Below are 26,810 nucleotides of genomic sequence, written 5' to 3'. Positions count from 1 at the left end.
GCTGATAAGAGGTTTTTAAAATGACATATGTAACGTTAGAAAAAGACGCTGATAATATTGTAACGCTGACACTGGACGACAGCAGTCGTTCGGTCAATGTAATGAATCCAGCCTATATCGAAGGCATGGAGCAGGCGGTTAATCAACTGGAAGAAGACGTTGATAACATTGCCGGGGTAATTGTTAAATCGGGTAAGAAAACATTTTTTGCCGGCGGCGACCTGGATGAAATCCTGGCGCTGGAACCCCATCAAGCCGCCGAGTATGGTCGCACTGGCATGAGAATCAAGGCCAGCCTTAGAACCCTGGAAACCCTGGGCAAGCCAGTGGTTGTGGCAATTAATGGCGCGGCACTGGGCGGCGGTTTTGAAATTTGCTTGGCCTGTCATCACCGTATTGCACTGGATGATCGCAGTGTTCAAATTGGCCTGCCTGAAGTGACTTTAGGCTTATTGCCTGGCGCTGGCGGCGTGGTAAGAACCGTGCGTTTGTTAGGATTGCAGGCAGCCCTGCCCGTGCTTAGCAATGGCCGTAACTTCACCCCGCAGGCAGCATTAAAAGCCGGCTTGATCGATGACATTGCCGACAGCCCTGAGGCGATGATTGACAAGGCTCGTCAATGGATTAAACAAAATCCTGAGTCCTGTCAGAGCTGGGATGTGAAAGGATTTACCTTCCCCGGCGGCAACGTCGACAGCCGTGCTGTTGAAGCGTTTATCCCCTTTGCCGGTGCCACATTATTGGCGCAGAAAAAAGGCCTTTATCCGGCACAGAGCGCCATTCTCAATACTGCCATCGAAAGTATGCGCGTTGATATTGAATCCGCCAGCCGTATTGAAAGTCGCTACCTCGGTTACCTGGCCGTCAGCCCTGAATCGAAAAACCTCATTACCTACTTTTTCCAAACACAGAAAATTCGCGCAGGCGCTTCTCGCCCAGAAGGTTTTGAACGCAGCAAAGTGACTAAGTTAGGAGTCATTGGTGCTGGCATGATGGGCGCTGGCATTGCCTATAGCGCCGCGACCGCCGGCATCGCTGTGGTACTGAGTGATGTCAGTGCCGATAAGGCTCAGCAGGGTAAAGCCTATAGCGAATCAGTATTAGATAAGCTGATCGCCAAAGGCCGCTCAACAGAGGAAGCCAAACAAACAACGCTGAGCCTGATACAGGCCACCGATCAGATGGCCGACTTGGCTGACTGCGATTTGGTGATTGAAGCGGTGTTTGAAAACAAGGCGCTTAAGCATCAGGTAACGACTGAGGCGCAACAGCAGTTAAACAGCACCACAATATTTGCCAGCAATACCTCGACGCTGCCAATCAGCGAATTGGCCACCCACAGTGTCTCTCCAGCTCATTATATTGGCCTGCACTTTTTCTCACCGGTGGACAAAATGCCATTGGTTGAAATTATCTGCGGCGAGCAGACCAGTGATGAAACGCTGGCCAAGGCTTATGATTTCGTTAAACAGCTACGCAAGACACCTATCGTGGTCAATGACAGCCGTGGGTTCTACACCTCACGCGTCTATGAAATTTATCAGGATGAGGCCGGTTGGTTACTTGAGGATGGCGTTAAGCCAGCGCTGATCGAGAACCTGGCACAACAAGCAGGCATGCCAGTAGGACCATTGGCCGCCAATGATGAAGTCGCTCAGCAGCTTTTATTGGATATCAAAAAGGCGACAAAACTGGCGCTGGAAGAGGCCGGTAAAAGCTATGACACCAACCGTGCGCCCTACCAGTGGCTGGAGCGTATGGTCAATGAACACGGTCGTTCGGGCCGCGCACATGGCGGTGGTTATTACGACTATCCGCAGGGTGAAAACAAGCGCCTATGGCCAGAGCTTAGTAACATCCAGCCGCAGCAGACACAGGATATTTCTTACCAAGATATCCAAGATCGCCTGCTGTACTGTCAATCGCTTGAAGCCATTCGATGTTTGGAAGAAGGTGTTTTGCGCAGCGTAGAAGATTGCAATATTGGCTCCATTCTCGGCCTAGGTTTCCCGCGTTATACCGGTGGTCACCTGCAGTTTGTTAACAGCGTCGGTGTAAGAAAGTTTGCTGAACGCGCACAGGATCTGGCAAACCGCTTTGGCGACAGATTCACCCCGCCAGCGTTATTACTACAAATGGCCGAAGCTGGTACACAGTTTTAATGTGTGTGCCTAGTTCAACTATTCAAGTGGAGAGTTCACTGTGCAGCGTTTAGGTTTTAATGAAGAGCACACCATGTTCCGCGATGCGTTTCGCAGCTTTGTCGAAAAAGAAGTTGTACCGCATCAAGAGCAGTGGCGTGAGGATGGTATCGTCTCGCGCGAGGTGTGGCGTAAGGCAGGTGAAAACGGCTTCCTACTGTATTGGGCAGACGAACAATACGGCGGCTTAGGTCTGCGTGATTTTCGTCTTTCTCAAATCATGATGGAAGAGATGGCCCGTGTCGGTGAGACCGGGTTCTACTTGCATTTGCATGGTTCACTGGTCGCACCCTATATCGACAAGTTTGGTAACGACGAGCAGAAGTCACGCTTATTGCCCGGTTGCATCAGCGGCGAGAAAATTCTCGCCATTGCCATGACGGAACCCGGCGCAGGCAGCGATCTTCGCGGTATGAAGACCACCGCCGTTGACTGTGGTGACCACTACAAACTCAACGGCAGCAAGACATTTATCTCCAATGGCATACTTGCCGATTACGTCATCGTGGCGGCAAAGATTCAAGTTGAAGGTAAAGAGAAAATCGGTTTGTTAGTCGTCGAACGCGATATGCCCGGCTTTGAACGGGGTCGCAATCTCAATAAAATGGGTTTGAAATCTCAGGATACCGCCGAGCTATTTTTCAACGACGTGACAATCCCCAAGGCTAATTTATTGGGCGACCCAGGTCGAGGCTTGAACTATATGATGGAATGTCTCGCCGAAGAGCGACTGATTGTATCGTGTATTAACCATGCCTCTGCTCAGTCGGCCTTTGACTGGACCCGTGACTATGTCAACGAACGACAGGCGTTTGGTCAAGCGGTTGCAGAGTTTCAAAATACACGATTCAAAATGGCCGAGATGGCCACCGAGTTAGATATTTGTCAGGTCTATATCGATCGCTGTGTCGAAGCCTTGAATGACGATCAACTCAGTGCCGAAGACGCAGCCAAAATAAAATTATTTTCCAGCGAAATGCAGGGCCGTGTTGTCGATGAATGCCTGCAGTTATTCGGTGGTTATGGCTTTATGGATGAGTACCCCATTAGTCAGGCCTACTGTGATGCGAGAATTACCCGTATCTTTGGCGGCACCTCGGAAATTATGAAAGAAATTATCGCAAGATCTTTAGGTCTGGCGTAGCAGTACAATCAGCCAGTTTTGGCAACAAGCTCAATGGTTGATTTTGAGAGTACAGCGGTATGAAATTGCACAAGGCAACGTGCATTAAATAATAAAAATAGAAAAGTGTAGCCAGTGCTATGCCAATCAGTAGGAGATTATAATGGGAATGTTAAACGGAAAAACAGCTGTCGTAGTTGGCGCCTCAGGCGATCATAACTTTGGCTCAGCCATCGCTCGACGTCTGGCAGAAGAAGGCGCCAATGTCGTTGTTTCAGCTCGCCGAAAGGAGAAACTTGAAACACTGGCCTCGGATATTAATGGCCTGGCAGTATCCTGTGATATGGGTGATGAGTCGCAAATTGAAGCATTATTTGCTCGCGCCACTGAGGTCTACGGCGGTGTAGATATTGCGGTGAACTCGGCCGGTATTTATTCAATGGGCATGATCAGCGAATTAACCGCTGAGTCTATTCGCCCCACCCTAGAGGTGAGTTTTATCGGTGCATTGCTGTTCTTTAAACACGCAGCAGCGGCAATCAAGGAAGACGGATCTGTTATTACCATCTCGTCACTCACCGCCCGTATTCCTGGTGAAGGCATGGCGACTTACTCCGGTGCTCGAGCGGGTATCGATTACGCCATCAAGGTTGCAGCACAGGAATATCAGCAACAGCGTATTCGCTTTAATTCGATAGCCGCTGGCCTGATTAACACCGACATGACCGGTGACCTTTTCACCATGGATGCCATTATCCAAGCTCACGTGAGAGAAACACCAGCCGGCAGAATGGGAACGCTGGATGACATGGCAGAGTCGGCATTGTTTTTAGCGGATGACAAACGATCTGGCTTTATTAATGGCCAAGTCATCGACTTATCCGGTGGTTTACAAATGGGACATCTACCGCGCGTGTAGATCTCGTTAATCACATTTTTGACTGCGGCGAGCCAATAATTGCTCGCCCTGAACATAATAATAATTGGAAAATACCATGGCTAAAACACAGGGTTATGAAGACGTTACTGTCTATGAATTATCTGACGAACGTGAACAAGAGCTGCTTGATAAGCAGAACGAATGTAATTTTATTTGGACCAATAAAGCCGGCCACGGCCTGGGCGTCATCATGAACTATGTCGCCAAGGACGGTTCTATCTGGCTGACGGCGACCAGTCAGCGGGCAAGAATTAAAGCGCTGCGCCGTGACCCGCGTGCGTCGGTGGTTATTTCAAGCATGGGTACCGACATGGGTGCAGGCAAAACCATTACCTATAAGGGCGTGGTTAAAATACATGAAGATCAAGCCACCAAAGATTGGTTTTACCCGGCCATGGCCGATGTAATATCACCCTACCCAGCCCCGACACCTGAGGCTGCAATGGTACACTTGGATACCCCGCTACGCGTTGTTTTAGAGTTAGTACCGGAGAAAACAATTAAGTTTGACGGTGATAAGATTTCTCAAGCATCGTATACCGGCAAGGTGCCAGGCCAAGAAGTCTAAGTCTTAACATCTCTTGGTAAGCCGGTACTGGCTTTGTCAGTACTGGCTATTAGAATCACGGATAGATTATGCCAGGCCATCACATTGAAACAGTAGGGTGTGTTGTGAAGATATTCAGTCAAATTAAATTTCTAACGTTGATGGTTGTCGGTATTATTAAAGGGCAATCTGAACGGCGCAAACACACCTTTAAAAGCTATCAATATGCCACACGAGATGGCCTCCCCCTCAAGCTTGATTTATTTCTCCCGAACAACAGCGACAATAAAGCCACACCATTAATCATCTGGTTTCACGGCGGCGGTTGGCAGGTGGGGAGCAGAGAATCCATTGAACTCGCTGCGCTGAAGCAACTGTCACGAGGCTTTGCCCTGGCCAGCGTCAGCTATAGCCTTAGCGATGCCGCTCAATGGCCTGTCCAAGCCCATGAGTGCAAGGCTGCTGTGCGTTGGTTACGTGCCAACGCCAAGCGATTCAATATCAACTCCGAACAGTTTATCGCCTGGGGTATGTCAGCGGGTGCTCACACCGCCTGCATACTCGGTACCAGTGCCGATGATGAGTTTCTCAACGGCAGCTTGGGCGAGTGCAACAATCAATCAAACCATATTCATGCAATGATTGCCTTTTATCCACCAACAGATTTTCTTAATGTCGGCGACTTCGACGGCTTGATTGATTATCAAGATGAGGATTCACCGATAGGCCGACTCCTCGGTCATCAGGCCGTGGCCGGTGATCCGCTGACAGCCAGCACCAATCCAATAGCCTATGTAAATCAGCAATCGGTACCGGCATTATTACTGCATGGCGATGACGATCCGGTGGTACCGCTGCTGCACAGTGAGTTGATGCACCAGGCTTTGTTAGCACATGATATCCCCTCAGAGTTTTATCATTATCGCGGCTATACCCATGGCGATTATCGCTTCAGCCAGGGTGATGCACTAGCCCGAGTACAGCATTTTTTAGCCAAAGTTACCGATGATTCCACCGTATCAAAGGCAATACCTAGCGCCGATAACTGAGTGTACAGTGCTCTAACATCTTCATTGGCAGCAAAAAAACAGATAAATTGCATATTACAATACAGTCAGGGTTGACTGTTTTTTAATGTTGCGCCATAATAAATCAAAACAATCACAACTGACTGTTTTTAGTGCTGCAACATAATCATTTAAAACGAGTTATGGAGATTTTTCGTGATTTCACCAAAAGATAATAACAAAACACTGCCAGAGATGACTCTCTTCGACAGCGAAACGCTTAAATGCCCTTACCACTACGACAAAACATTACGTGATACCAGTCCTGTCTACCAGGATCCTGAGTCTGGTGTCTATGTCGTATCCACCTACGATCTAGTACGTGAAGCGCATAAGGCGCCGGAAGTTTTCTCCAATGAATTCACCCTGGCCCTGGGTGCTAATCAAGAGCTGGACGAAGATATTGCCGAGGCAATGTCCCGCACTTATGATCTGGGAAAAGGCACGTTGGTGACCATTGATGACCCAGCGCATAAAACCTACCGCGACGAGCTTAAATCTTTTTTCTTGGCTAACAATGTTGCTAAGTATCGCCCATGGATTGAAGACCTAGCAGATACACTTTTCTCAACACTGCCTAAAAACGAGCCGTTCAATTTCATTGAGAACTTTACTCGACCTTTACCACTTTCCGTTATTATGCACGTCTTAGGCATGCCATTAAGCATGCGCGATCAGGCGTTTAAATGGACTGTCGATAACGTCACCACGCTCTCTCAAGTTGGCGACAAAGAAACCTTATTAGCTGCCCATGCTGGCCTTAAAGACGAATACGATTGGTTTGTTGATGCGTTGAACGACCGCAGAGAAAACCCACGTGATGACTTGATTACCTTCATCTCGCAAGCCACCTTCGAGGGTCGTCCATTAACCATCGAAGAGCAACTCTCGCACTGTACGCAGTTCATGGTAGCCGGTAACGAAACAACGACAGCGACCCTGGCCGAAAGCATGCGTCAGCTTTGCCTCAACCCCGATCAACAGAAAATGATTCGCGAAGATCTGTCATTGATACCCAATCTTGTTGACGAGTCATTGCGTATTGCATCACCCACATCAAATATGTGGCGTATTTGTAAGAGCGACTACGAGCTTGGCGGTACTACCATCCCTGCTGGTTCAACAGTACTACTTAAATATTTCTCATCAAACCACGATGAAAAAATGTTTGACGAGCCTCTGAAGTTCGACGTGACACGCAAGAATGTTAAGCGTCATATTGCCTTCGGTTTCGGTTCTCATGTCTGTATTGGTCAGCATTTGTCAAAATTAGAAATGACGATTGCCTGGGAAAGACTGTTTGCCAATAGCAGTAATTTCCGCCTTGCCGAAGCCGATGAGGATCTCGAGTATATGCCTAATATTTTATTGCGCGGGCTGGAAGAAATTCGCGTGGTTATCGAGCCATAAATCGTTACAGGCGTCGGTCATTTGGCTGGCGCTGAATAGCTTTACATTTAGGTCTTTTCAGCCGCTATCCTTAAACTTGGTCAGGATGGTGGCTTTTTTGGTTTGAATTTTTTTTTGTAAAAATTATAGTGCTCGACAATGTTTAACATTGTCGAGCACCCTAAAAGTACTAGCTGTTTTCTAAGGCAGCAGTTGTCATTTCACGCATTTTTCCACCGTCAAATTTGATCGATTTCTCTGGTACAACCTCAATAATAATTCGGCAATCGGTATCCAGTAGCTTGGCAAAATCTTCCGGCGTTGGTGCAGGGCTGTGCACACTGCGTGAAAAATCAGGATAGAACCAGTCCTTGGTCGCCTGATCGCGATGCAATACTGCAGTGCCTTTAAAGGTAATTGACTGGCTGACATCGATGTCGGTGCCAGCACTGGATATCACCACACTGCAACGGGGGTCACGGGCCAATGCCTTCATACGCGCCCGCTGCTCAGTCGCAGTACACCAGATACGACCGTTACGCCAAATGTAACTCATTGTCACGCCAACACCGTGGCCAGATTTATTGCTCCAGATAAACGTTAATTCATTTTGCTTCTGCAGTAATAACTCTTCTTTTGAGGCCGTTAAGCCATACATTGTTACGTCGTCGTAGTTTTCTACTTTTTCAGAACTCATCCGCTATCACTCCGTTTGCTACTCGATTTACGTTTTAACTTTATTATCTTATTTAGTGTTACTCAGCACGTTTACTCACCCTTAATATTCCTTTAATATCAAACAAACCGTACGCACTGACTGTTTCTTAGTCAGGCTATCACGGCTTGATTTTTTTGCAATGCTTGACGGGGTTTTTCCGGCGTATATAGCTTGCCTTTGCCCGTCGTCATGGCACGATAGACAGATTGACGACATCATCAAATTCAGCAATCGAAATACAGTTTGTCTTAAGTTATCTAAAATAATAATTACACTAGAGAGGTAGAACGGATTATGGATAGAGTAGCGAACAAGGTGGCGATAGTCACAGGTGCAGCATCGGGCTTAGGCCTGGCAATTACTAAGCGCTTATCCCTGGAGGGCGCCACAGTCATCATGGTTGATATTAATGAAGCACTGGGTAATACCGCCGCCGCCGATATCGCACAGGCCAGCTTTTACCGTATGGATGTAACCTCAGAACAAGCATGGCAGACACTGGCCGATCAGGTCATATCCGAACACGGCCAACTTGACGTGTTAGTAAACTGTGCCGGTATTGCCGAGTTGGCGACCATTGAAGACACCACAGAGGCCCTTTGGCGCAAAGTGAACGCCGTGGGGACAGACGGCACCTTTTTCGGCTGTAAGCACGCCCTGCGCGTCATGAAGCCCAAGGGTCGCGGCTCTATCATCAATATGTGTTCGACGGCTTCTATTATGGGAGCCCCCTTGGTGTTCGCCTATGCAGCCTCCAAAAGCGCCATTCGTGGCATGACTAAATCTATTGCCTGCTTAAGCACCCAGGCCGGTTACGGTATTCGCTGTAATTCGGTTCATCCCGGCAATATGGAAACCCCCATGCTGATCGAAATGCAGACTACCTTCGCCGAAATAGACCCTGTTACTGCTGAAGAAATGTCGGGTATTTGGGTTGGTCAACCGGATGATGTGGCCAATATGGTGCTGTTTTTAGCCTCGGATGAATCCAAGGCCGTCAACGGTGCAGAAATGGTTGTGGACAATGCCACCACGATTACTGAGGGCGCGGTGCCCATGACCGGTGCCGCGGGTTAACCGCTGAATAGGATGACACAACATGTCTGATACAAATGCATTATTACTGCAGCAGTCGTTGATCGATAGCTGTAATGCCTACGCTGAAGGTATTGATAGCAAGAACTGGGCAATGGTTCGCGCCTGCTTCGATGACCAGGTAGCACTGGATTACGGTGAGCTGAGCGCCGCCGGTGGAGCCCCTGATGTTTTACAGTCGGCAGACGATTGGGTCAAGGTATTGCAGAGTGCTATCAATGGCTTTGACATCACTCGCCATACGATGACGAACCATCGTATCAGCCTCGAGGGTGATACGGCTTGCTGTAGAGTCTATCTCGATGCCGATCACGTGATCTTTAGTCACCCAGAGCTTTTACACGCACTGGATGGCGATGTCGTTCGTCTGGTCGGAGAGTACACTAATCACTATCGACAGACCGATGCCGGCTGGAAGATAATCCGGTCAAAATTGGCGGTACATTGGACCTCTGGTGAGGCCGAACTGTTTGCCCGCTCGGCACAAAGAGCGGCTGAAAACGCCGCCTAAGATGGCTGTTGGCCGCGAGCTAGTCTTGTGCTCGCAGCCAAGTTCTTAACAACTAACACATTATATCAGCGCTTTTTTAGCGCATAAAAAAAACGCCATAGCCTTTCGGCTATGGCGTTTTTTGTCGACTTCGGTCGTTTATAAACCGAGTACCATCTTGGCGATGATATTTCGCTGAACCTCCTGTGAGCCACCGAAAATAGACGCTGCGCGTGTATTAAGATAACTCGGCACCACTGAGCTAATGAAATCTTCACGATAACCGGTGTTATCTGCCGGCGGAGTCATCGCCACACCTTCGTAGCCGATGACTTCCACCGCCAATTCACTGACTGCCTGCTCAATATCCACCGCCGTAACCTTCATGATAGAAGACTCAGGGCCGGGGTTACCGCCACTGCTAACGTCAGATAAAATGCGAAGCTCGGTGATTTCCAATGCCTTAAGATTGATCTCGATACGGGCAACCTTCTCTTGGATGCTACCGCTGCTGTCAAAGCTTGGATTTTTCGCTTTTTGTTCACCGATTAATGATTTCAGGTGATTGAGTTCATAGGTGATGCGGGGTGAATAAAAGCCGCCGCCGCGCTCAAATTCCAACAGATACTTGGCGTAGGTCCAGCCCTTGTTTTCCTCGCCAATACGGTTGGACTTTGGTACTCGCACGTCCTGGAAAAACACCTGATTCACTTCGTGATCGCCGGCCATAGTAATAATCGGGTCGACCTTAACACCTGGGGTATTCATGTCGATCAGTAGGAAACTGATTCCCTTTTGTGGCCGTTCGCTATTGTCAGTTCGCACCAAGCAAAAGATATGGTCGGCATAGTGAGCGTGGGTAGTCCAAATTTTAGAACCGTTGAGAATATAATCATCACCGTCGGATTCCGCCTTCAGTTTCAAGCTGGCCAAGTCAGAGCCAGAGCCAGGCTCAGAGTAACCTTGACACCAGTAATGCTCGCCACTGAGGATCTTCGGTAGATACTCTTCTTTTTGCTCTTCGGTGCCAAACGCCATAATAACAGGCGCTAACATCAGCAACCCGAGTGGAATGAGCATGGGGGCGCCAGCGAGATAACACTCTTTACTGAAAATATACTTTTCAGCAGGCGTCCAATCTGTGCCGCCTCGCTCTACCGGCCACTGTGGCACGGCCCAGCCTTTTTTAACGAGGATCTCCTGCCACTCTAGCGCAATAGCCTTGTCGACAAACACCGAACTGTTATTGCCGGTGGCCTGAACAATATGGGCAGGGAGGTGATCATTGAGAAACTGTCTGACTTCATCCTGAAACTGAAGTTCACTCTCGGTGAAATTTAAATTCATCGGTTTAACCTGTAAATTTATTGCGACTGATTAACTGTCTGTTTGGGTTTCGTCGGTCATCGCCCAAGCGATACCACGCCTGAGCAACTCGTAGAATTCTTCGGTCTTCCAAGCGCCATGTTCGGGGGCGGGGTATTCCTCGATCAACGGCTGCATGTCATATTTTCCACGACAATGTCCCAGTGTCAGATACAGCACCTGACCCTTGCCATAGGGGTGGATGTAGAGGACAGGCTGAATAGCGTCTTCTTTCATCCAGCTGTCGGAGAGAAACTCCTCGACCGGCTCAGACCATTCGGTGTGAAGTAACGTCTGGTATTCACCGTGGAATTCACACAGGTACAGTTCGTCATCTACGGTAAAGGTCGGAATATCTTTAACCAGCGGGTGATCGGGCTCGGTCGCCTGTACTTGATATTCCTGAATAGGTGGGTGGGCCATAAATTGGCTGCCCAGCATTTCCATGAAAGGCTTGTTCTCTTCTGGGCACTCAACCGTAAAGCTGCCATCCTCTTTGGTCAGGAAGCGTAGAATTGAGTTGGTGCCATGCAATGCAAACCATTTCTTGCCGCTGCGCATATAGTCGCATAGGCGTTCCGTTTGTTCGGCAGTAGGAATGATATCGCAGGTATAAGTGATCAGAAAATCCGAGGCGCAGATGGCGTCGATATCACTGAAATCTTCACTGACTCGCACTTTAATCTGGCTTTGCTCAGCCAGTAACTTCATGATTTCTAGTCGCGCATAGTCGATATTGTGGTACTTGCCGCCGGCGATGAAATACACATCGATACGATCGCTCTTTGACATGGGTTGATACCTTACTTTAAATAAGAGGCTGGCCAGGCTGGTGTGCTACCAGCCTGGCTATCGGGGCCATTGTTGTTATCGCTGGCCGTGACTGTTTACAGCTGAACGCGCTTGGTGAAACCACCGTCGGCGACAAGGTTGACGCCGGTAATCAGGCTGGCAGCTGGGCTGGCCAAGAAAGCAACCGTATTGGCAATCTCTTCTGCACTGCCCATGCGACCCTGTGGAATTTGGGCAACAGTGTCATTATAAAGATCGGCCATATTTTCTTTGATGTACTCCCAGGCACCCCCCTCAATATACACAGGACCCGGTGACACACAGTTAACGCGAATACCCTGAGGAGCCAGAGCTTGGCTAAGCTGTTTGCCGTGGATGACTAAGGCGCCCTTGAGTGCATTGTAGGGCTGCGGCCCCATAAAGGTTTCCACCCCAGCGGTGCTGGAGATAATAACGACAGAGCCGGCCGATGACTTTTCCAGGTATGGCATGGCCGCTTCGATACCGCGGGTAGTGCCTAACACATCGATGTTAATGCCGTTAATCCATCCTTCATCTGACATATCACCGCCGCCGGCGCTGACATTGGGTACAAAGATATCTAAGCCGCCGAGTTCATCAGCAGCGCTGGCAACCCATGCCTGATATGACGCCTTATCGGCTACATCGACAACGGCACCGGTAACTTTTACGCCCTTGGCGCTGAGTTCAGCGACGGCAGTGTCAACCTCTGCCTGGTTGCGAGAACAGATGGCTAAATCAACGCCCTCGTCAGCCAGCAAGTTAGCGATGGCACGGCCAATGCCGCGAGTAGAACCTGTAATCAGGGCTTTTTTTCCAGATAGTCCGAGGTCCATAGTGCTCTCCTAAAAATGCCGCAACGGTTCCACTTCGATGCCGTTCGCGGGCTGTTGTTATTGTTATGACTCAATCAGTGACTGAAATCACGGTATCAAAGCTAAAAAACAAAAACAATCAGAATTGACTGTTTATTTTCTGTGGGCTAGTGTGGATCACAGAAGTGGTGGAAAAACACCGCTAAGTAATAATAAAAAATTGAGGCTGAGATAACACAATGAAAGCAGCGGTATTCAAAGAAGTTGGACAACCCTTACACGTAGAACAGGTTGCCGATCCGGCTCCTGAGTCATCAGAACTGGTGGTAAAAGTCTCCTATTGCGGCGTCTGCGGCACTGATTTACACGCCACCCGAGAAGGCCTGACCACCGCTTGCTGTGATCAGATATTAGGTCATGAGTATGTCGGCGAAATTGTCGAAGTGGGCCGCGAATCATCAGGCAACTGGAAGGTCGGTGATCGCGTTTGCGCCATGCCCTTTATCGCCTGCGGCAAATGTTTACCCTGTGCCTCGGGGAAATTTTTCCAATGTGCCAATAAGAAAGTTTCCGGTGTGGACGATCAGGGCGGCTTTGCCGAGTTTGTCACCACCGGCAGTCGTGAGACCTTGATTCTGCCCGATGAGCTAGACCTACAAACAGCCACCTTAGTGGAGCCACTGGCCGTCAGTTTGCACGCCGTTCGGGTTGCGCAACTCACCGCTGGCAGCCGTATTCTTATCATGGGAGCGGGCCCAATTGGCCTTACCACGGCACTGTGGGCTAAGTTTTTTGGCGCCCGCGACATCATCGTCAGCGAATTAGCAGACAGCCGGGCCGAGCTGGCCAAGAAGATGGGAGCCACCGCCGTCATCAAGCCCGATTTGACCGCCGGAGCGGAAGATTTATTAACACAGTTTTGTGATGTGGCAGGCGCACCGCCTGATATTATCTTTGAGTGTGTTGGCGCGCCAGGCCTGCTGCAGCAATGTATTGAGATGGCCCCCTATGGCGGAAAAATTATTCCGGTCGGTGTCTGCGAAAAGCCCGATGCGATTATGCCGTTCTTTGGCTTAATCAAAGAACTCAATATTCAATTTGCCATTGCCTACGATAAAGACGATTTTGAAACCTCGATCGCAATGCTGGCTAATCGCCGTATTGACGTCTCGCCGATGATTACCGATGTGGTCAGTTTGGACGACCTGCCCGACGCCTTTGAGGCGCTTAAAACCCCCAGCGATCAGTGTAAGGTCATCGCCAAAATGGATTAATTGGGGGTGAATCAAAGCGTTTTTGTCACTCGACAAAGGACCACCTGCTTTTTCATTTGGCAAAAACGTTAGCATCAATTCTCATTATCCGGTTCGATTGAAGCAAAATTCTCAAACTCGATCCGATCCGTTTATTTTATCCCCCCCCTCTGGGCAGCCCGCCTAGAGGGAGCTGTGGGCGTCACCTGTGCCTGCCTGCTCGCTCTGGCTGCCGGTTTTTCTCCTGCCCACCTGATTGCTGCGCGAAAATCGAAAAAAATTACAACTTCTTTCAATTTCTGGTTGCAATTTATACAATTTTGCTTTTACTATAAAACAATCTGTACTGTTTGTTTTAATCGTTTGGTGGTATTGTCATCCGACAGAATTAAAAAACAGGAAGGGGGAGTCTCCAAAAAAAGTAAAAGCAGCGGTCAATCAATCGACCCGGAGATGCATTAAACAAGCGGTAGTATTTGAAATTCGTATGGAGATGGAAATGATAAAAATAAAAAATAACATTTCAGCAATGCTGGCTTTGGCCAGTGCTGTGTCTGCTGTGGGGGCGTTCTCTTCGAACACCTACGCACAGCAGGGTGAAATTGCACTTGAAGAGGTGATCGTCACCGCGCGTAAGCGTGAGGAATCTTTGCAGGATGTCGCGGTATCGGTTACCGCTATTACAACTCAGCTGGATAACTCAGCGGTTCGAAATATAAAAGATCTACAAAATTACGTGCCCAACGTGTCTATCGACATGACGCCGGCCAGTAGTGCAGCCTCAATCTCTATTCGTGGTGTTAGCTTCCAGGAACCCGATAAGAGCTTGGATCCACCGATCGGCGTTATCCTAGACGGTGTCTACATCGGTACCGCCGCCGGTCAGCTGATGGACAACTTCGACATCGAGCGTATTGAAGTACTCCGTGGCCCCCAGGGCACATTGTTCGGTAAGAACACCGTCGGTGGTGCTCTTAACATCGTTCGTAGCGAGCCAACCAAAGAATTTGGCGCCAAGGTCAAAGTCGGTGCCGATAACTTTGGCCTGCTTGAAGCCAAGGCCGTGGTTAACCTGCCTTTAACCGAAGCCGGTGGATTGAAACTTTTTGCCACCAAGTCTGAAAGCGATGGCTACATCGAAAACGACGTCTATGGTGGTGATGTTGGCGGTACTGATTTTCAGCAATTTGGTGCCACTGCGGCATTCGATATCGGTGATAACTTCGATATTGCTTTAACACTCGAACGTATCGAAGATGATTCTGACTGGGGTGCTTTCTCAAACTTCAATGAAATGAGCGAGCTGGCATGTATGCTTCCAGCGCTTACTGCCGGAATGCCTGAAGGTTGTGCCGAGTCAGATCCTAACAGCGATGAAGACCATAGCTCGACCAATGGCCCTAACAGCGCTTCTGCCACCAATGACTTTGCCGCATTGACCATGAACTGGACCGTCGCCGACTGGACCTTAACGTCTATTACCGGTGCGGTAAGCCGCGATGAGGATGCCCGCCTCGAGTATGACGCAAACTCAATTGAGTTTATGTATGTCAACACCGGCAGCGAATACAGCCAGTTCAGCCAGGAGTTCCGTGCTTCTGGTGAGCTGACCGATAACATCTTCGCTACTTTTGGTGCCTACTACTGGGACTCTGATTATAAACAGAATCAGACCAGCTACCAGATGTGGGATTGGTTTGGCATGCCACCGGGAGCAACTCAACACCTTGATAACTCCGGTACCAACACCGCCACCTCACTGTTTGCTAACGTCGACTGGAACATTACCGAGGACTTGATACTAAACCTGGGTGGCCGTTATACCGATGAAGAGAAAACAATCACCACTTATGCTGCTGGCATTAAGATGGCTGACGGTACTCCTATTACCCCAGATGGCCCTGAAGAAAAGTTTGACCAAAGCTGGACCAACTTCTCGCCACGGGTTGCTCTGCAGTATAACTTTACCGATGACGTGATGGCCTTTGTCTCCTACTCGGAAGGTTTCCGCAGCGGTGGTTACTTCGCTCGTTCAACCGTGCCTGATGCCGACGGTTACGACCCAGAGACGGTTAACAGCTGGGAAGCCGGTGTAAAGACTGAGCTGTGGAATAACCGTTTACGTCTAAACGGCACCTTGTTCTATGGCGACTATCAAGACAAGCAAGAGGACGTCATAGTCTCTGTGCCTGGCCAAAGCGCTAACACCGTAATACGAAATGCCGCAGATGCTGTACTTCAAGGTGTTGAACTTGAAGCAACGGCGCAGCTAACACACAGCTTAAGTGTTTATGCCAACGCCGGTTATTTGGATGCCAGCTTTAAAGACTTCTATGCAGACATTGACGGTGGCGCTATTGAAGAGCCTACCGACAACTCTGATTTAGAATTGCGTAACGCACCTGAATATACCTTTGCCGCAGGCGCCGATTATTACCAGGATGTTGGTTTTGGTGAGCTTGGCCTCCACTACAGCTATCGCTGGACAGATGACTACCAAACCGTTATCGACAACGACCCTCGCGGTGAAGTTGAGGCAATGGGTATTCATAACGCCAGTATCGATCTGACGGTTGCTGAGAACTACAGAATCAGCGCCTACGGCCGTAACTTGAGTGATGAACGCTACGCCCGCGTCGTGGTCATTCCAACTTTCGCAGCCTTTGGTCAATACAATGCGCCGCGTAACTTCGGTGTAGAGCTTGTTGCTGATTTCTAATGTTAAAAAGTTAGTAAAGGAGTTTTAGTTAAAGCCTCCAACGCATTAGGGTTGGGGGCTTACTTGTTCCATAAAAGTGCTTAAGTGAAGGAACCACAGTTGATATTAGTACTTATGCTGGAAACCAATGTCCTGAGTCATAAAGCTGGTACAGGAGGGACATTTTAAAAAAATAAAAACTAGGGGTTACATCATGTTAAAAAAAACACCTGTCCTGCTAGCAGTGTCCGCACTGCTCAGTTGGAATACCGCCCACGCAGATGTTCTGCCGGGTTATCAATCCTATAACGGTTTCACCAATGACGTGGGGCCTGATTTGGCAACGGTTATTGAGTGGGACGTGACCAAGCCTGCCTGTGATCAATATCAAGCCGACCTGGATCAATACCTCATCGATAATGCCGATGTACTGAGCGGCATCAGCGATGAAGAGGCGTCATTAGCCGATTTATCGGATCGTGAAATCTACATCATCGACAACTTTGTTGATACTTACGACCGTCAAACGCTGCTGTCATGCGGTAAGTATCAATATTTCTACGGCCACTTCGACACCACGGGTGCGCCACAGGTTATGGTTGACTGGATGCTCCAGTACTTCGATGACTTCATGGGTCCAGGCATGTCTAACTTCGGTATGTATGAAGACCCGAATGCCGTGGCAACAATTCCAGCACCGGCATCAAACCCAGAGATTGGCACCCGCCAGCTACCTGTCGGCATTGCCCACAGTAGTGGTGATTTTGGCAATGCAGCCGACCCTGCTGACGCCATTAAAGTTTACTCATTCACCTGTAGCTCTTGTCACTTCAAGCAGATGGACGATGGTAATTTTGCCGTCGGTATTGCCTCTACCGATTTTGATTATGCGCGCATGACGGCGGCTCAAGGTCAGCTGCCTTTGTCGACCTTATTGGGTATTCCAGGTGAAGCCCATGATCCCGATGGCTTAATGGCCAGCGTGGCTCAAGCGGTTGCCGATTCAAATGCGAAATACGGCCAAGACGTTGCTAAGAATGCATTTCTTAACGACGTAAATGCGGTAATTTTAGCCGGTTCTGTACCTGAAGACCTCGCCTCTATCCAGTCCACCCCGGAAGAGCAATTGGTTAACTGGGCAACCTGGCCTGGTGTGCAGGATTTCCTTGTTCGCCCAATGCAGGATGACGGTGTCCATGCGATGACCCGCATGATGAACAATGGCGCCATTCCTACCGATCCAAACGTACTCAAGCAGTTCGGCTTTAATGAACAACAAGGCTTGGGCTGGAACGGCGGTGGTTACTCTCTGATTCAATTCATTCGCGGTTTCATCACCATGACCGTCAGCGACCCCGATACCCCTGAGAGCCGTGATGAATATAACTACTGGGTAAAAGAATACCGTTACCTGCCATTGGTTCGCTATCTGGAGTCGATCGACGAGCCTTCGCTACCGACAGATCGTAGCTTCGATACCGCAGCGGCAAAACGTGGTGAAGCCATTTTCGATAGCAACTGTACCAGCTGTCACAACGGCCCAGGCGGTGAAACATCACGTCCGTATGCACACGCAGAAGTGAATGTTGAAGCTGAACACGCCAACATCTACAACCCTGTTTGGGATCCCGATGCCTTTGACGGTGCCGGCGGTTGGGAAAACGGTATTGCGCTGATTGCTGAGCGTTTCCCTGCTGGTGTTACCGGTGAGGTGACTCGCAAGGTTAAGGCGCCACGCTTTATCTCACTGTGGGATGATCGTACCTATTTGCACAATGGCTCTATCGATAGCCTAGAATCTCTGTTGGGCTGTGCGGCCGATCGCACCAGCTACGCCACGGTTATACCGACGGCTGAGAATCCCAACCCAACAATGGAAGAGCATTTAGCAGCCAACCCTATTTTCTCTAACAAGGGTCACGAGTTCGGTTGTAGTTTTTCTGCTGAAGACAGAGCTGATTTGATTACCTTCTTACAAACCTTCAAAACTAACCGTAACGAGGGTAACAAGTACAACGGTCAGTTTGACAGCGTTTGTCACGTGCGTAATAACGGTACCTCGTACCAGCTTAACCTGACTTTCCGTCACGGTAACAACATGGCGTTAATGACCAAGCATTTCTCCGATGGTCAGTGTGCAGACTTCGATACCTCACTGGTTAACAACCCATCGGTTGCCTTAAACTGGGATATGCAGGTGAACGATACCTTTATCAACTCACGCGGCTACGAGTCTCACAATGTGACTTATACCCATCCAGACGGCACGGTTGATCAAGACACTATCGCCTTGGAAGATGGTCAGCTAGCCAACGCTGTAGAGGGTGATCCAGAACCTCGTGGCTTGTTCGTCCGTCATCGCACTGATTACCCAGGCCTGAATGGGCTTTGGCTAAACGATGAGTGTCGTGTCGATAACGCTCGCGGTATGGTGGTTATTCAGGACGGTGTACGTGTTGATAAAAGCGTCTCTTACTCTGGTGCTGACTGTTCTGGCGATGTCCTAAGCGTGGTTAACGTGGACAGCTGGACCTTCGAAGACCCTGAGTGGACCTTGGTCGGTACCCACGATACTTATAGTATCAGTGCGCCGAAGTACAATATGCATCTAAAGATGAAGTCTACTGACGCCACAGGCAACTGGACTCAGTTTGCTAACGTTACTGACAACACCTTGCACCTGATGTTTAACAACTACTTTGCCGCCAGCATTAATGGCAATGGCGAGCACTATACCCGCATTAGCGATATTCTTACTGCACAGTAAGTATTGGGTAGGTTAGATGGCAGGGGAAACCCTGCCATTTTTTTTGTTTAAAAATTAAGAACAACAATAAAAATTCACTTCCCTTTCTTAGCCTGCAAAACACTACCCTCGATATGAACAACAACGAAGACTAAAAAACGAAACAGTGATTTTACTTTTAATGAGTAGTCTTTTTTATTATCTGCTTGCACTAATTTTTTCAACGAGGCAATTTTTAAATAGGCGTTGTTGATCAAATACTCGCTATCCTTGCCGATGTATTTTTTAAATTCAGCAAAGCCGGCCACCGTCTTAGCACTCGCCTTCCTATTGGCCAAGCTGTTTAAGCTAAAGCCACGAGTAATACCCTGATCGAAGGCCTGGCACTCCAAGCCCAACACCAGTTTATTCGCCGCGATATCATTCTTTAAGCCATCGGCCAAAAAATCCAAATTGCTTTTTAGCTCAAACAACACTGCCTGCTTGTTGGCATCTTTACTCTGCAAGCGGCTGCGCTCACTGGCGACAATATCGTACAGTTCTTTCCAAAGGCTCATAAATAGTGGTTCGTTTTTATTGTGGATTGAGTGGCTCTATCGCCCAACTATACCACCGCAGAGAACGCCATGAATACCTCCCTGTAGGTTTAGGATCTTCGTTTACATCTAACCCAACACTTTGTATAAAAACAACAAAACGCGTAATTCCGCCTCTTTCCGCACAAGCCTGAAACAATGTAAAAAAACAAATAAGCCATTTTTTTCAGCAGGTTAATAGTTTAATCTAATAGATAAAACCAGTTCATAATTATAAAAGAGAAAATATATAGTATGAAAACTTTAAATAATTACGTAATCTTCGCATTAGTAATATTTTGCTCAGGTTGCTCCAATTTGAACAATATTGAAACTCTAAGCAAACAGGAAGTTGCGGAAAGCTACACTTATCAATTTAACTCATCTCATGAAGACGTAGTGAAGTCGGTAACATCCGCTATTAATAAATCTAAATGGACCACGAAATTGGTATCTAAAACGACAGAAACAAAGAGATTATCTGGTGATGATTTTTTTCTTCTTGTGTTAGCTGGGGTTGATGCCCAAGATTTATCTGATGATAAAGAAGCATGGGTATCGGTAGAACCGCCTAAATCTGCAACTAAAATTACATTTGTACAAGCAAGAACGCCCGCCAATCTTATAAGCTTCGGAGCTAATATTTATGCAACGATCTATACCGATGAAAAACATATAGGCTTAAAGCTATCAGCTTCAACCTCTCAAGCATTTGAGAAAGATCAGTTGCATGATTATTTGAATAATCTTCATAATAGAGTCGAATCAGAGTTATAGAACTATCTAGGAATATTTAGGGTGAATATTTAGTAAAAACTATTCCCAATTTTGGGGCAATTGTTTGGGAAAATCCTTTCAACAAGCGCGGTAGTCTTTACACCAGCCTCAAACACCCAACCTAAGCCGCGCAGTCAGTCATTGCCAGCGACTTCAAAAAGCGCAGCGACAGGAGCGGGGTGTGACTGACGGAGTGGCGTGCAGAGTGATGGGGCGCACAGAGTGGCGTGCACAATGATGAGCAGCGGGGCGTTACTGACGGAGCTGCGTCTAGAGTAATGTGTTAGGTGTTATAAGTATAAAACGTCCAATCGCGGCTGGCGGTGTCTAGCGAGTCGTAGAGCTTTTTCGCCGTAGTGTTATCCGTCGCTGTTACCCACTGTAACCGTGCCGCACCAGCCTCACCGGCAAACTGCCGACAGTGCTCGATCAATGCTCGCCCAACACCCTTGCCGCGGCATTCCTCTAGGGTATAGAGATCGTTGAGTACGGCAACTTTTTTGGCAAGGGTCGAGGTGAAGGTAAAGTAAACAGTGGCAAAGCCGACCACCTTATCGCCATCACGACACAGAAACTGACAACCACTGGGGTTGGTGTCGCCAAACTGCGAAAAGAACGCGCGATTGTTATCGTCGCAGATATCCGCCACCTGATAAAACTGTTGATAGGCGCGTACCAACGGCAACACCTGCTCTATATTATTGGCGTTAACCACTTCGATCATACTGCCTCCCTGGCATCAGGCCTGGCTAGACGCCCACGGCTAACTTCATGTCGATGCGGTGCATGCCCTGACCCCAGCCATTGAGTTGTTCGCCAATCTTAACCGCGCCTTTTTTCTCAAAGAAACGATAGGCCTTGTGACTGGTGGCAATATCGATGACGGCAATCTGAGCCGCCTTGGCCTCAACAATGACCCGCTCCATCACCGACGAGCCGATGCCGCCGCCCTGGCAGGCGGGGCTAATCAGTGTCCAATCGAGACAGCCACGGGCAGCACCGAGGCCGAACAGGCCAAAGGCGCCGACAATCCTGCCATTTTTTAGACACAACTCGTAGCCTGCCGGCTTGGCGGCGAGAAACTCGACGTAATCTTTGCGCTCGTTGAGAGCGAAGAATTCGGGACAGTTGGCATCAAACAGCGCCATACAGGCCTCTTCATCGCTGGCAGTATATGGCCTAAATTGTAGATTCACCGGAGAACTCCAAAGTTATCAACCCGTTGGACAATAAATCCTACTGAGATTTGCCGCTGCAAACCCGAGGGGTAATCACGTTATCATTATTTTAGCCGCCGATGATACACGGATCGGCGGCTGTTGGCTTCCCCTCCAAAATAAGGCGTTACTGCCTGGTGATATTTCCAGCCTATGTCGCCCTCGCAAAACCACCACAATCACCACCGCCAGCCGCTCCCTGACGTCGTATTTTCAGCTCTGCGCAACCCAGCATTTTTTGCTGCGAGCAGGAATAATCGGCCTGTTTACCGCCCTCTCAGTGTCAGAGGCGTCAATTTCTACTGCCTTACAAATTATTTCAAGCTTCTGATTTTATTGGTTAAATTTATTTCCCCGAGGGAGAAATAGTTTTCCTTTGTGCAAATCCATCGGCCGATAGCATAAACCACCGCCACTCTGCTGTAATACCAACATAACAAATTCAACCAACAACAATCACAACATGGTCGTGCCCTATGAGCTCTTTCCCCGTTAAAATGATTGCCACTATTACCGCCTCTGTTGCCGTTGGCATCGGTGTCGGTTTACTGTTCGGCAACGAAACCACCCAGCGTGTCATCGAAGAACGCAAGGCCGAAATCGTCGGTGGCTTGGCCGATAGCTATATGGCCAGCAATACCGAGGCCAACGAAGAGGGCGGAGTTAAAACCGTCTCAGGCCTACACCACATTGAGATTGAGGTCGATACCTTCGGCAACAACATCTATCGCGCCAAGGGCGTGGCCAACAGCTTCTTAGTCGCCACCTCGGAAGGCAACGTCATCTTCGATGCCGGCTTGGCGACCCAGGGTGCCAAACAGAAGCGCTTACTGCAGGAGGCCGCACCGGGTGAGCTCAAATACATCGTGCTATCTCACTCGCATCAGGATCACATCGGCGCCACCAACTTCTGGCGCAACGAGTACCCCGACGCCAAAATCATCACCCACCGCAACTTCATCGAGGGCCAGCGCTACCTGAAAGACCTCGAAAACTATTTCTGGGGCCGCAACCGCCTACTGTATACCTTTATGCCTGAGCACCCACCGGAAGCCGGCTCTATTTTTGCCTTTGGTGACATCGTGCCAGACATTACCATTGCCGACGGTGACGAATACCGCTTCACTCTCGGCGACACCGAGTTTCTGGTATTGCCAACTCCGGGGGCCGAGGGTGAGGACAATATCGTGATGTGGGTAGAGAACGAGCAGGCACTGTTTACCGGTGACGTGTTTGGCCCATTATTCCCCATGGTACCGAATCTGTTCACCCTGCGTGGTGAGAAGTTCCGCGACCCCATCAAGTACATCAACTCGCTCGACACCATGATTGCCCTCAAGCCAGAGTTGATTCTGCCCAGCCACTTCGACCCGATTGTCGGCGAAGAGCAACTGCAGCAAGATCTATACGCCATGCGCGAGGTCACCCGCTACATCCACGATGAAACCGTTGCCGGCATGAATGCAGGCAAGTCGTTATGGCAGTTAATGGAAGAGATCCAATTACCCGAGGAGCTAGGTCTCACCCAGGGCCACGGTAAGGTTTCTTGGAACGTCCGCAGCATCTGGGAAAACTACAGCACCTGGTTCCACTTCGAGTCGACCACTGAGCTCTACCCTGTGCCGACCCGTGAGGTGTACGTTGATGTCGCCGAACTCGCTGGCGGTAGCGACAAGCTGTTAGCCCGCGCCGGCCAGAAGTTGGCGCAGCAGGAACCGGTTAAGGCGCTGCACCTGGTCGAAATGGCCGAGGGCGGATCTGGCAGCACCGCCGAATCCGAGGCAGTTCGTTTGGCCGCCTTACAGCAACTGCTTGAAAACGCCTATAAAACGGGGAGTAACTTCAGCGAAACAGGCTGGTTAAAGAGCCGTATCGCCATCACCGAAGCCAAACTAGCACAACAATAAGGAAGCGCTATCCGATGTTATTGCATAAAACACTGCGGTTAATCCCGCTGGCACTGTCGGCGTTAATCGCCGCCAGCGCCCAGGCAGCCCCCGAGCAGCCAAACGTCATCGTCATGGTCGCCGATGATCTCGGTTGGGCCGATGTTGGCTTCCATGGTGCACCGATAGAAACACCTGCCCTCGACCGCTTGGCCGACGAAGGTGCTGAGTTGGGGCGTTTCTATACAGCGCCCACCTGTTCGCCGACCCGCGCCGCCTTGATGACCGGCCGCGATCCAATCCGGCTCGGTATTGTCTACGCCACGATTATGCCGTGGTCGAACAACGGTGTTCACCCCGATGAAACCATGATGCCGGAGGCGTTCTCCGCTGCCGGTTATCAAACCGCCATGGTCGGTAAATGGCATCTGGGTCACGCCCAGGAAACCTTTACCCCCAACAGCCGTGGCTTCGATCACTTCTACGGACACCTGCACACTGAAGTCGGGTATTTCCCACCGTTTGAAAACCAGGGTGGTCGTGATTTTCAGCGTAACGGCGTCACCATCGATGACCAGGGTTATGAAACCTACCTACTCGCGGCGGAAGCCAATCGCTGGATTGAAAACCGAGACAAGACCAAGCCGTTCTTCCTTTATTTGCCCTTCCTGGCACCTCACACCCCGGTGGAAGCACCTGAGGCGCTGATCAAGAAGTATGAGGGTCTCAACGATAACACCGAGAAGAGCCGCTCGAAGAACTCCGATCGCACCCAAATGCTTGCCGCTATTACCATGCAGGACAACCCGCGCCCCATCTATGCGGCCATGGTCGATGCCATGGACCAATCGATTAATAAGATACTCGACACCCTCGATAAAGAAGGTATCGCCGACAACACTATAGTGATGTTCTTCAGTGATAACGGCGGTGCCACCTACGCCGGTGCCGGTGCTTACAACTTCCCGCTGCGTGGCGGCAAGGGCGATACCTTCGAGGGCGGTATTCGCGTCCCCACGGTTATCCGCTGGCCTGAGAAGATCAAGCCCGGGACTGAGGTCAACAGCATTATTACGGTGATGGATGTATTCCCGACACTGGCCGCCGCCAGCTCGGTCGAGACCAACACCCACTTCAAGCTCGATGGCCGCAATATGCTGCCAGCGATCACCGAAGGCAAGACTATTATGCTTGACGACACCGTGAAGTTTGCCTCCGAGACGCCGATTCGCGGCTCGGTCAGTGCCACTGCCTTTAACGAGAAATGGAAGCTGGTACAACAAATTGAGCAGGGCCTATTATCCGCCGATGTCACCAACTACTTGTTTCATATAGAGGATGATCCCTACGAGCACAACAACCTCGCCGAGGCCAACCCTGATGTCGTACAGGAGCTGGCTGCAGACATCCACGAGTGGCGGATGCTTTACCCGGTCAATGGCACCCGCTCTAATCTGGTGCCACCACCAGGCTGGAGAGCGCCAAAGGATTGGGTCAGCTACCCCAATGCCACCGCCGATTTACAGGCTGACACCGCCCGTGGTATGCCACCCAAGCATGCGCTGCGCTCGCTCGATATGATGCACGGCGAAAATGGTCGTCTGATCTATGACTGTGTGCCCAAGCGCTGGCTGCTCGGCATCTGCCGACCCAACAGCTAACAGACCAGGTCTTTGCATAGTGACCCCCTAGGCTATGCAATACTGTTATTTGCCCGCGGGCAAAACGCTTTGCCGGCAGAGTTTTCTCTGTCGGTATTTTTATACCCAGCCATTCTTACTTTTTATATATTCCGGCAGGCACTTATAAATCATGCAACTTTGTCAAACAGTTAGCTCAAGAATACGGAAGTAGATCACAGAGATTCTGCCATCCACTACTAAGTTTTTAGATAAAACATTAATATATAAACTTATATTCGCGACCAGTAACTGTTAATATTTTCGACAATTATTTATTGGCCACTGTTTTGCTCTGCCAAACAGCGACCTATTGTCGACAACCAGAGTGGTATTCAAGGATTTATATGAGCAAGATTGCCTGCTTCCTGACAACGATGTTACTCGCCGGCAGTGCCTTTGCCGAGCCAGCACCAGCCCTGGGCGGCTCACTCTTTGACCTGCGTTCGGCGCTGGGCTTTCCAACCGAAATTATCGAGTCCACCGTTAACCAACAACTGTACTTTGCCCACTATTATCAAGACAGTAATACCGTTTACGTGTTCGAGGCCGGCAGTCGAGACATCTGCAACATCCTGCCCTATGTCTCTGCCGACCACCCCTATCGCTGCCAGTAGCTATACTGTTTTAACCGAAGCTAACCGTTGGACGAGCAATGAATAAGACGCTTTTCTTTCTACTACTCCTGCTAATCTCATCCACCGCTGTGGCCCAGCGCAACATGGTCACCTTTACGCTCAACCAGGTCAGCGCCGAGGAAGTTGCCGTCATTGTGCGCGGTGTGATCTCACCGCAGAGCTCGGTTAATCACTTTCAAAACAAACTGATTGTTAAGGGTACCGCAACAGAAATAGACCAAATTCGAACGCTGCTAAAAACCCTGGATGCCACCGGCAGGCAGCTGTGGATTGCGGTTAAAGTCGATGGCGGTGGTAACGGCAGCAACTACCAACAAACCATCGAGACCTCGCCCGACCGCCACAATAGCTCCTCGACGACGACCACAACCACCATCAATCAGCGCAGCTATAGCGGCAGTGCCGGCGGTGGTCACGGCGTCAGAGCCACCGAGGGCAGCCCCGCCTATATCACCACTGGCCAAACCGTGGCCATGCAACGGGTGATTAACGGCCAGACTCATGTGATTGAGGCGAGTAGTGGCTTTTACGCCACCGCCAGAGTCATTGACGACAGCGTCGCCATCGAAATTGATCAGCAGCGTAACCACTTACAGGGTGGCACCATCAACAGCCAGCAATTACAAAGCAGAGTCAGTGGCGGCCTGGGCCAGTGGATTGCCGTTGGTTCGGTCAGCGGTTCACAACAGAGCCAAAGCCACGGCTATGGCGACCGCAACGGTCAGCAGCAGGCGGGGGCCGGCACGATTTATATCAAGGTTGATATTCAATAGCCACA

The 26,810-nt window shown here is 49.6% G+C and carries 23 protein-coding genes; 16 read left to right on the top strand and 7 right to left on the bottom strand.

Annotation, left to right across the window (positions count from 1 at the left end; translation table 11 throughout):
- Positions 1–20: 20 nt before the first annotated feature.
- The 6 genes from L9P87_RS15955 (at position 21) to L9P87_RS15930 (ending at position 7,288) form a co-directional block, all read left to right on the top strand.
- Entirely contained in the window at positions 21–2,162 is a 2,142-nt protein-coding gene (locus tag L9P87_RS15955) for a 3-hydroxyacyl-CoA dehydrogenase NAD-binding domain-containing protein (RefSeq protein WP_237445758.1), read from the top strand.
- 40 nt (positions 2,163–2,202) lie between these two features.
- A complete protein-coding gene (locus tag L9P87_RS15950) occupies positions 2,203–3,345 on the top strand; it encodes an acyl-CoA dehydrogenase family protein (RefSeq protein WP_237445757.1) in 1,143 nt (380 codons plus the stop codon).
- A 142-nt stretch (positions 3,346–3,487) separates the two neighbouring features.
- The gene (locus L9P87_RS15945) at positions 3,488–4,243 is read left to right on the top strand and encodes an SDR family NAD(P)-dependent oxidoreductase (protein ID WP_237445756.1); all 756 of its coding nucleotides are present in this window, start codon (positions 3,488–3,490) and stop codon (positions 4,241–4,243) included.
- 76 nt (positions 4,244–4,319) lie between these two features.
- A complete protein-coding gene (locus tag L9P87_RS15940; RefSeq protein WP_237445755.1) occupies positions 4,320–4,832 on the top strand; it encodes a pyridoxamine 5'-phosphate oxidase family protein in 513 nt (170 codons plus the stop codon).
- A gap of 104 nt (positions 4,833–4,936) precedes the next feature.
- Complete coding sequence (locus L9P87_RS15935; protein WP_237445754.1) at positions 4,937–5,860, top strand: alpha/beta hydrolase; 924 nt, start codon at positions 4,937–4,939, stop codon at positions 5,858–5,860.
- Between the two features lie 174 nt (positions 5,861–6,034).
- Positions 6,035–7,288, top strand: a complete 1,254-nt coding sequence (locus tag L9P87_RS15930) for a cytochrome P450 (protein WP_237445753.1) — start codon at positions 6,035–6,037, stop codon at positions 7,286–7,288.
- Between the two features lie 169 nt (positions 7,289–7,457).
- On the opposite strand, the gene L9P87_RS15925 is transcribed toward L9P87_RS15930, so the two are convergent.
- Positions 7,458–7,964 (bottom strand): pyridoxamine 5'-phosphate oxidase family protein, encoded by a 507-nt coding sequence (locus L9P87_RS15925; protein ID WP_237445752.1) that lies wholly within the window; start codon positions 7,962–7,964, stop codon positions 7,458–7,460.
- A gap of 315 nt (positions 7,965–8,279) precedes the next feature.
- Between L9P87_RS15925 and L9P87_RS15920 the strand changes: the two genes are divergently transcribed.
- Together L9P87_RS15920 and L9P87_RS15915 are read left to right on the top strand one after the other, a co-directional pair.
- On the top strand, positions 8,280–9,062 hold the full coding sequence (locus L9P87_RS15920; RefSeq protein ID WP_237445751.1) for an SDR family oxidoreductase: 783 nt from the start codon (positions 8,280–8,282) through the stop codon (positions 9,060–9,062).
- Positions 9,063–9,084: 22 nt separating this feature from the next.
- Positions 9,085–9,591, top strand: coding sequence for a nuclear transport factor 2 family protein (locus L9P87_RS15915; protein ID WP_237445750.1), 507 nt, complete (start codon positions 9,085–9,087; stop codon positions 9,589–9,591).
- A 138-nt stretch (positions 9,592–9,729) separates the two neighbouring features.
- Here the strand turns inward: L9P87_RS15915 and L9P87_RS15910 are convergent, their stop codons facing one another.
- The 3 genes from L9P87_RS15910 to L9P87_RS15900 all read right to left on the bottom strand — a co-directional run bounded on the left by L9P87_RS15910 (position 9,730) and on the right by L9P87_RS15900 (position 12,584).
- Positions 9,730–10,917 carry an acyl-CoA dehydrogenase family protein gene (locus L9P87_RS15910; RefSeq protein WP_237445749.1) on the bottom strand — a complete coding sequence of 396 codons (1,188 nt, stop codon included), beginning with the start codon at positions 10,915–10,917 and terminating at the stop codon, positions 9,730–9,732.
- Between the two features lie 30 nt (positions 10,918–10,947).
- A complete protein-coding gene (locus L9P87_RS15905) occupies positions 10,948–11,727 on the bottom strand; it encodes a ThuA domain-containing protein (protein ID WP_237445748.1) in 780 nt (259 codons plus the stop codon).
- Positions 11,728–11,822: 95 nt separating this feature from the next.
- The gene (locus L9P87_RS15900) at positions 11,823–12,584 is read right to left on the bottom strand and encodes an SDR family NAD(P)-dependent oxidoreductase (RefSeq protein WP_237445747.1); all 762 of its coding nucleotides are present in this window, start codon (positions 12,582–12,584) and stop codon (positions 11,823–11,825) included.
- Between the two features lie 218 nt (positions 12,585–12,802).
- Between L9P87_RS15900 and L9P87_RS15895 the strand changes: the two genes are divergently transcribed.
- The 3 genes from L9P87_RS15895 to L9P87_RS15885 all read left to right on the top strand — a co-directional run bounded on the left by L9P87_RS15895 (position 12,803) and on the right by L9P87_RS15885 (position 19,281).
- On the top strand, positions 12,803–13,837 hold the full coding sequence (locus L9P87_RS15895) for an alcohol dehydrogenase catalytic domain-containing protein (protein ID WP_237445746.1): 1,035 nt from the start codon (positions 12,803–12,805) through the stop codon (positions 13,835–13,837).
- A gap of 478 nt (positions 13,838–14,315) precedes the next feature.
- Entirely contained in the window at positions 14,316–16,535 is a 2,220-nt protein-coding gene (locus tag L9P87_RS15890) for a TonB-dependent receptor (RefSeq protein ID WP_237445745.1), read from the top strand.
- A gap of 193 nt (positions 16,536–16,728) precedes the next feature.
- Complete coding sequence (locus L9P87_RS15885) at positions 16,729–19,281, top strand: hypothetical protein (RefSeq protein ID WP_237445744.1); 2,553 nt, start codon at positions 16,729–16,731, stop codon at positions 19,279–19,281.
- Positions 19,282–19,355: 74 nt separating this feature from the next.
- Here L9P87_RS15885 and L9P87_RS15880 read toward each other — a convergent pair whose 3' ends face one another.
- Positions 19,356–19,817 carry a hypothetical protein gene (locus L9P87_RS15880; RefSeq protein ID WP_237445743.1) on the bottom strand — a complete coding sequence of 154 codons (462 nt, stop codon included), beginning with the start codon at positions 19,815–19,817 and terminating at the stop codon, positions 19,356–19,358.
- A gap of 336 nt (positions 19,818–20,153) precedes the next feature.
- Between L9P87_RS15880 and L9P87_RS15875 the strand changes: the two genes are divergently transcribed.
- Positions 20,154–20,612: a hypothetical protein gene (locus tag L9P87_RS15875; RefSeq protein WP_237445742.1), complete on the top strand. Its 459-nt coding sequence runs from the start codon at positions 20,154–20,156 to the stop codon at positions 20,610–20,612.
- 283 nt (positions 20,613–20,895) lie between these two features.
- On the opposite strand, the gene L9P87_RS15870 is transcribed toward L9P87_RS15875, so the two are convergent.
- On the bottom strand, positions 20,896–21,336 hold the full coding sequence (locus tag L9P87_RS15870; RefSeq protein WP_237445741.1) for a GNAT family N-acetyltransferase: 441 nt from the start codon (positions 21,334–21,336) through the stop codon (positions 20,896–20,898).
- Between the two features lie 25 nt (positions 21,337–21,361).
- Positions 21,362–21,808, bottom strand: a complete 447-nt coding sequence (locus L9P87_RS15865) for a GNAT family N-acetyltransferase (RefSeq protein ID WP_237445740.1) — start codon at positions 21,806–21,808, stop codon at positions 21,362–21,364.
- 497 nt (positions 21,809–22,305) lie between these two features.
- Between L9P87_RS15865 and L9P87_RS15860 the strand changes: the two genes are divergently transcribed.
- The 4 genes from L9P87_RS15860 to L9P87_RS15845 all read left to right on the top strand — a co-directional run bounded on the left by L9P87_RS15860 (position 22,306) and on the right by L9P87_RS15845 (position 26,805).
- Complete coding sequence (locus L9P87_RS15860) at positions 22,306–23,736, top strand: MBL fold metallo-hydrolase (protein ID WP_237445739.1); 1,431 nt, start codon at positions 22,306–22,308, stop codon at positions 23,734–23,736.
- A 14-nt stretch (positions 23,737–23,750) separates the two neighbouring features.
- The gene (locus L9P87_RS15855) at positions 23,751–25,376 is read left to right on the top strand and encodes a sulfatase-like hydrolase/transferase (protein WP_237445738.1); all 1,626 of its coding nucleotides are present in this window, start codon (positions 23,751–23,753) and stop codon (positions 25,374–25,376) included.
- A gap of 365 nt (positions 25,377–25,741) precedes the next feature.
- Positions 25,742–26,011 (top strand): hypothetical protein, encoded by a 270-nt coding sequence (locus L9P87_RS15850; protein WP_237445737.1) that lies wholly within the window; start codon positions 25,742–25,744, stop codon positions 26,009–26,011.
- Positions 26,012–26,049: 38 nt separating this feature from the next.
- Positions 26,050–26,805, top strand: a complete 756-nt coding sequence (locus L9P87_RS15845; RefSeq protein WP_237445736.1) for a secretin N-terminal domain-containing protein — start codon at positions 26,050–26,052, stop codon at positions 26,803–26,805.
- Positions 26,806–26,810 lie beyond the last annotated feature (5 nt).

The organism is Sinobacterium norvegicum, from assembly GCF_923077115.1.
Classification (GTDB): Bacteria; Pseudomonadota; Gammaproteobacteria; order Pseudomonadales; family Sinobacteriaceae; genus Sinobacterium; species Sinobacterium norvegicum.
This window is presented reverse-complemented; position numbering and strand designations above follow the sequence as displayed.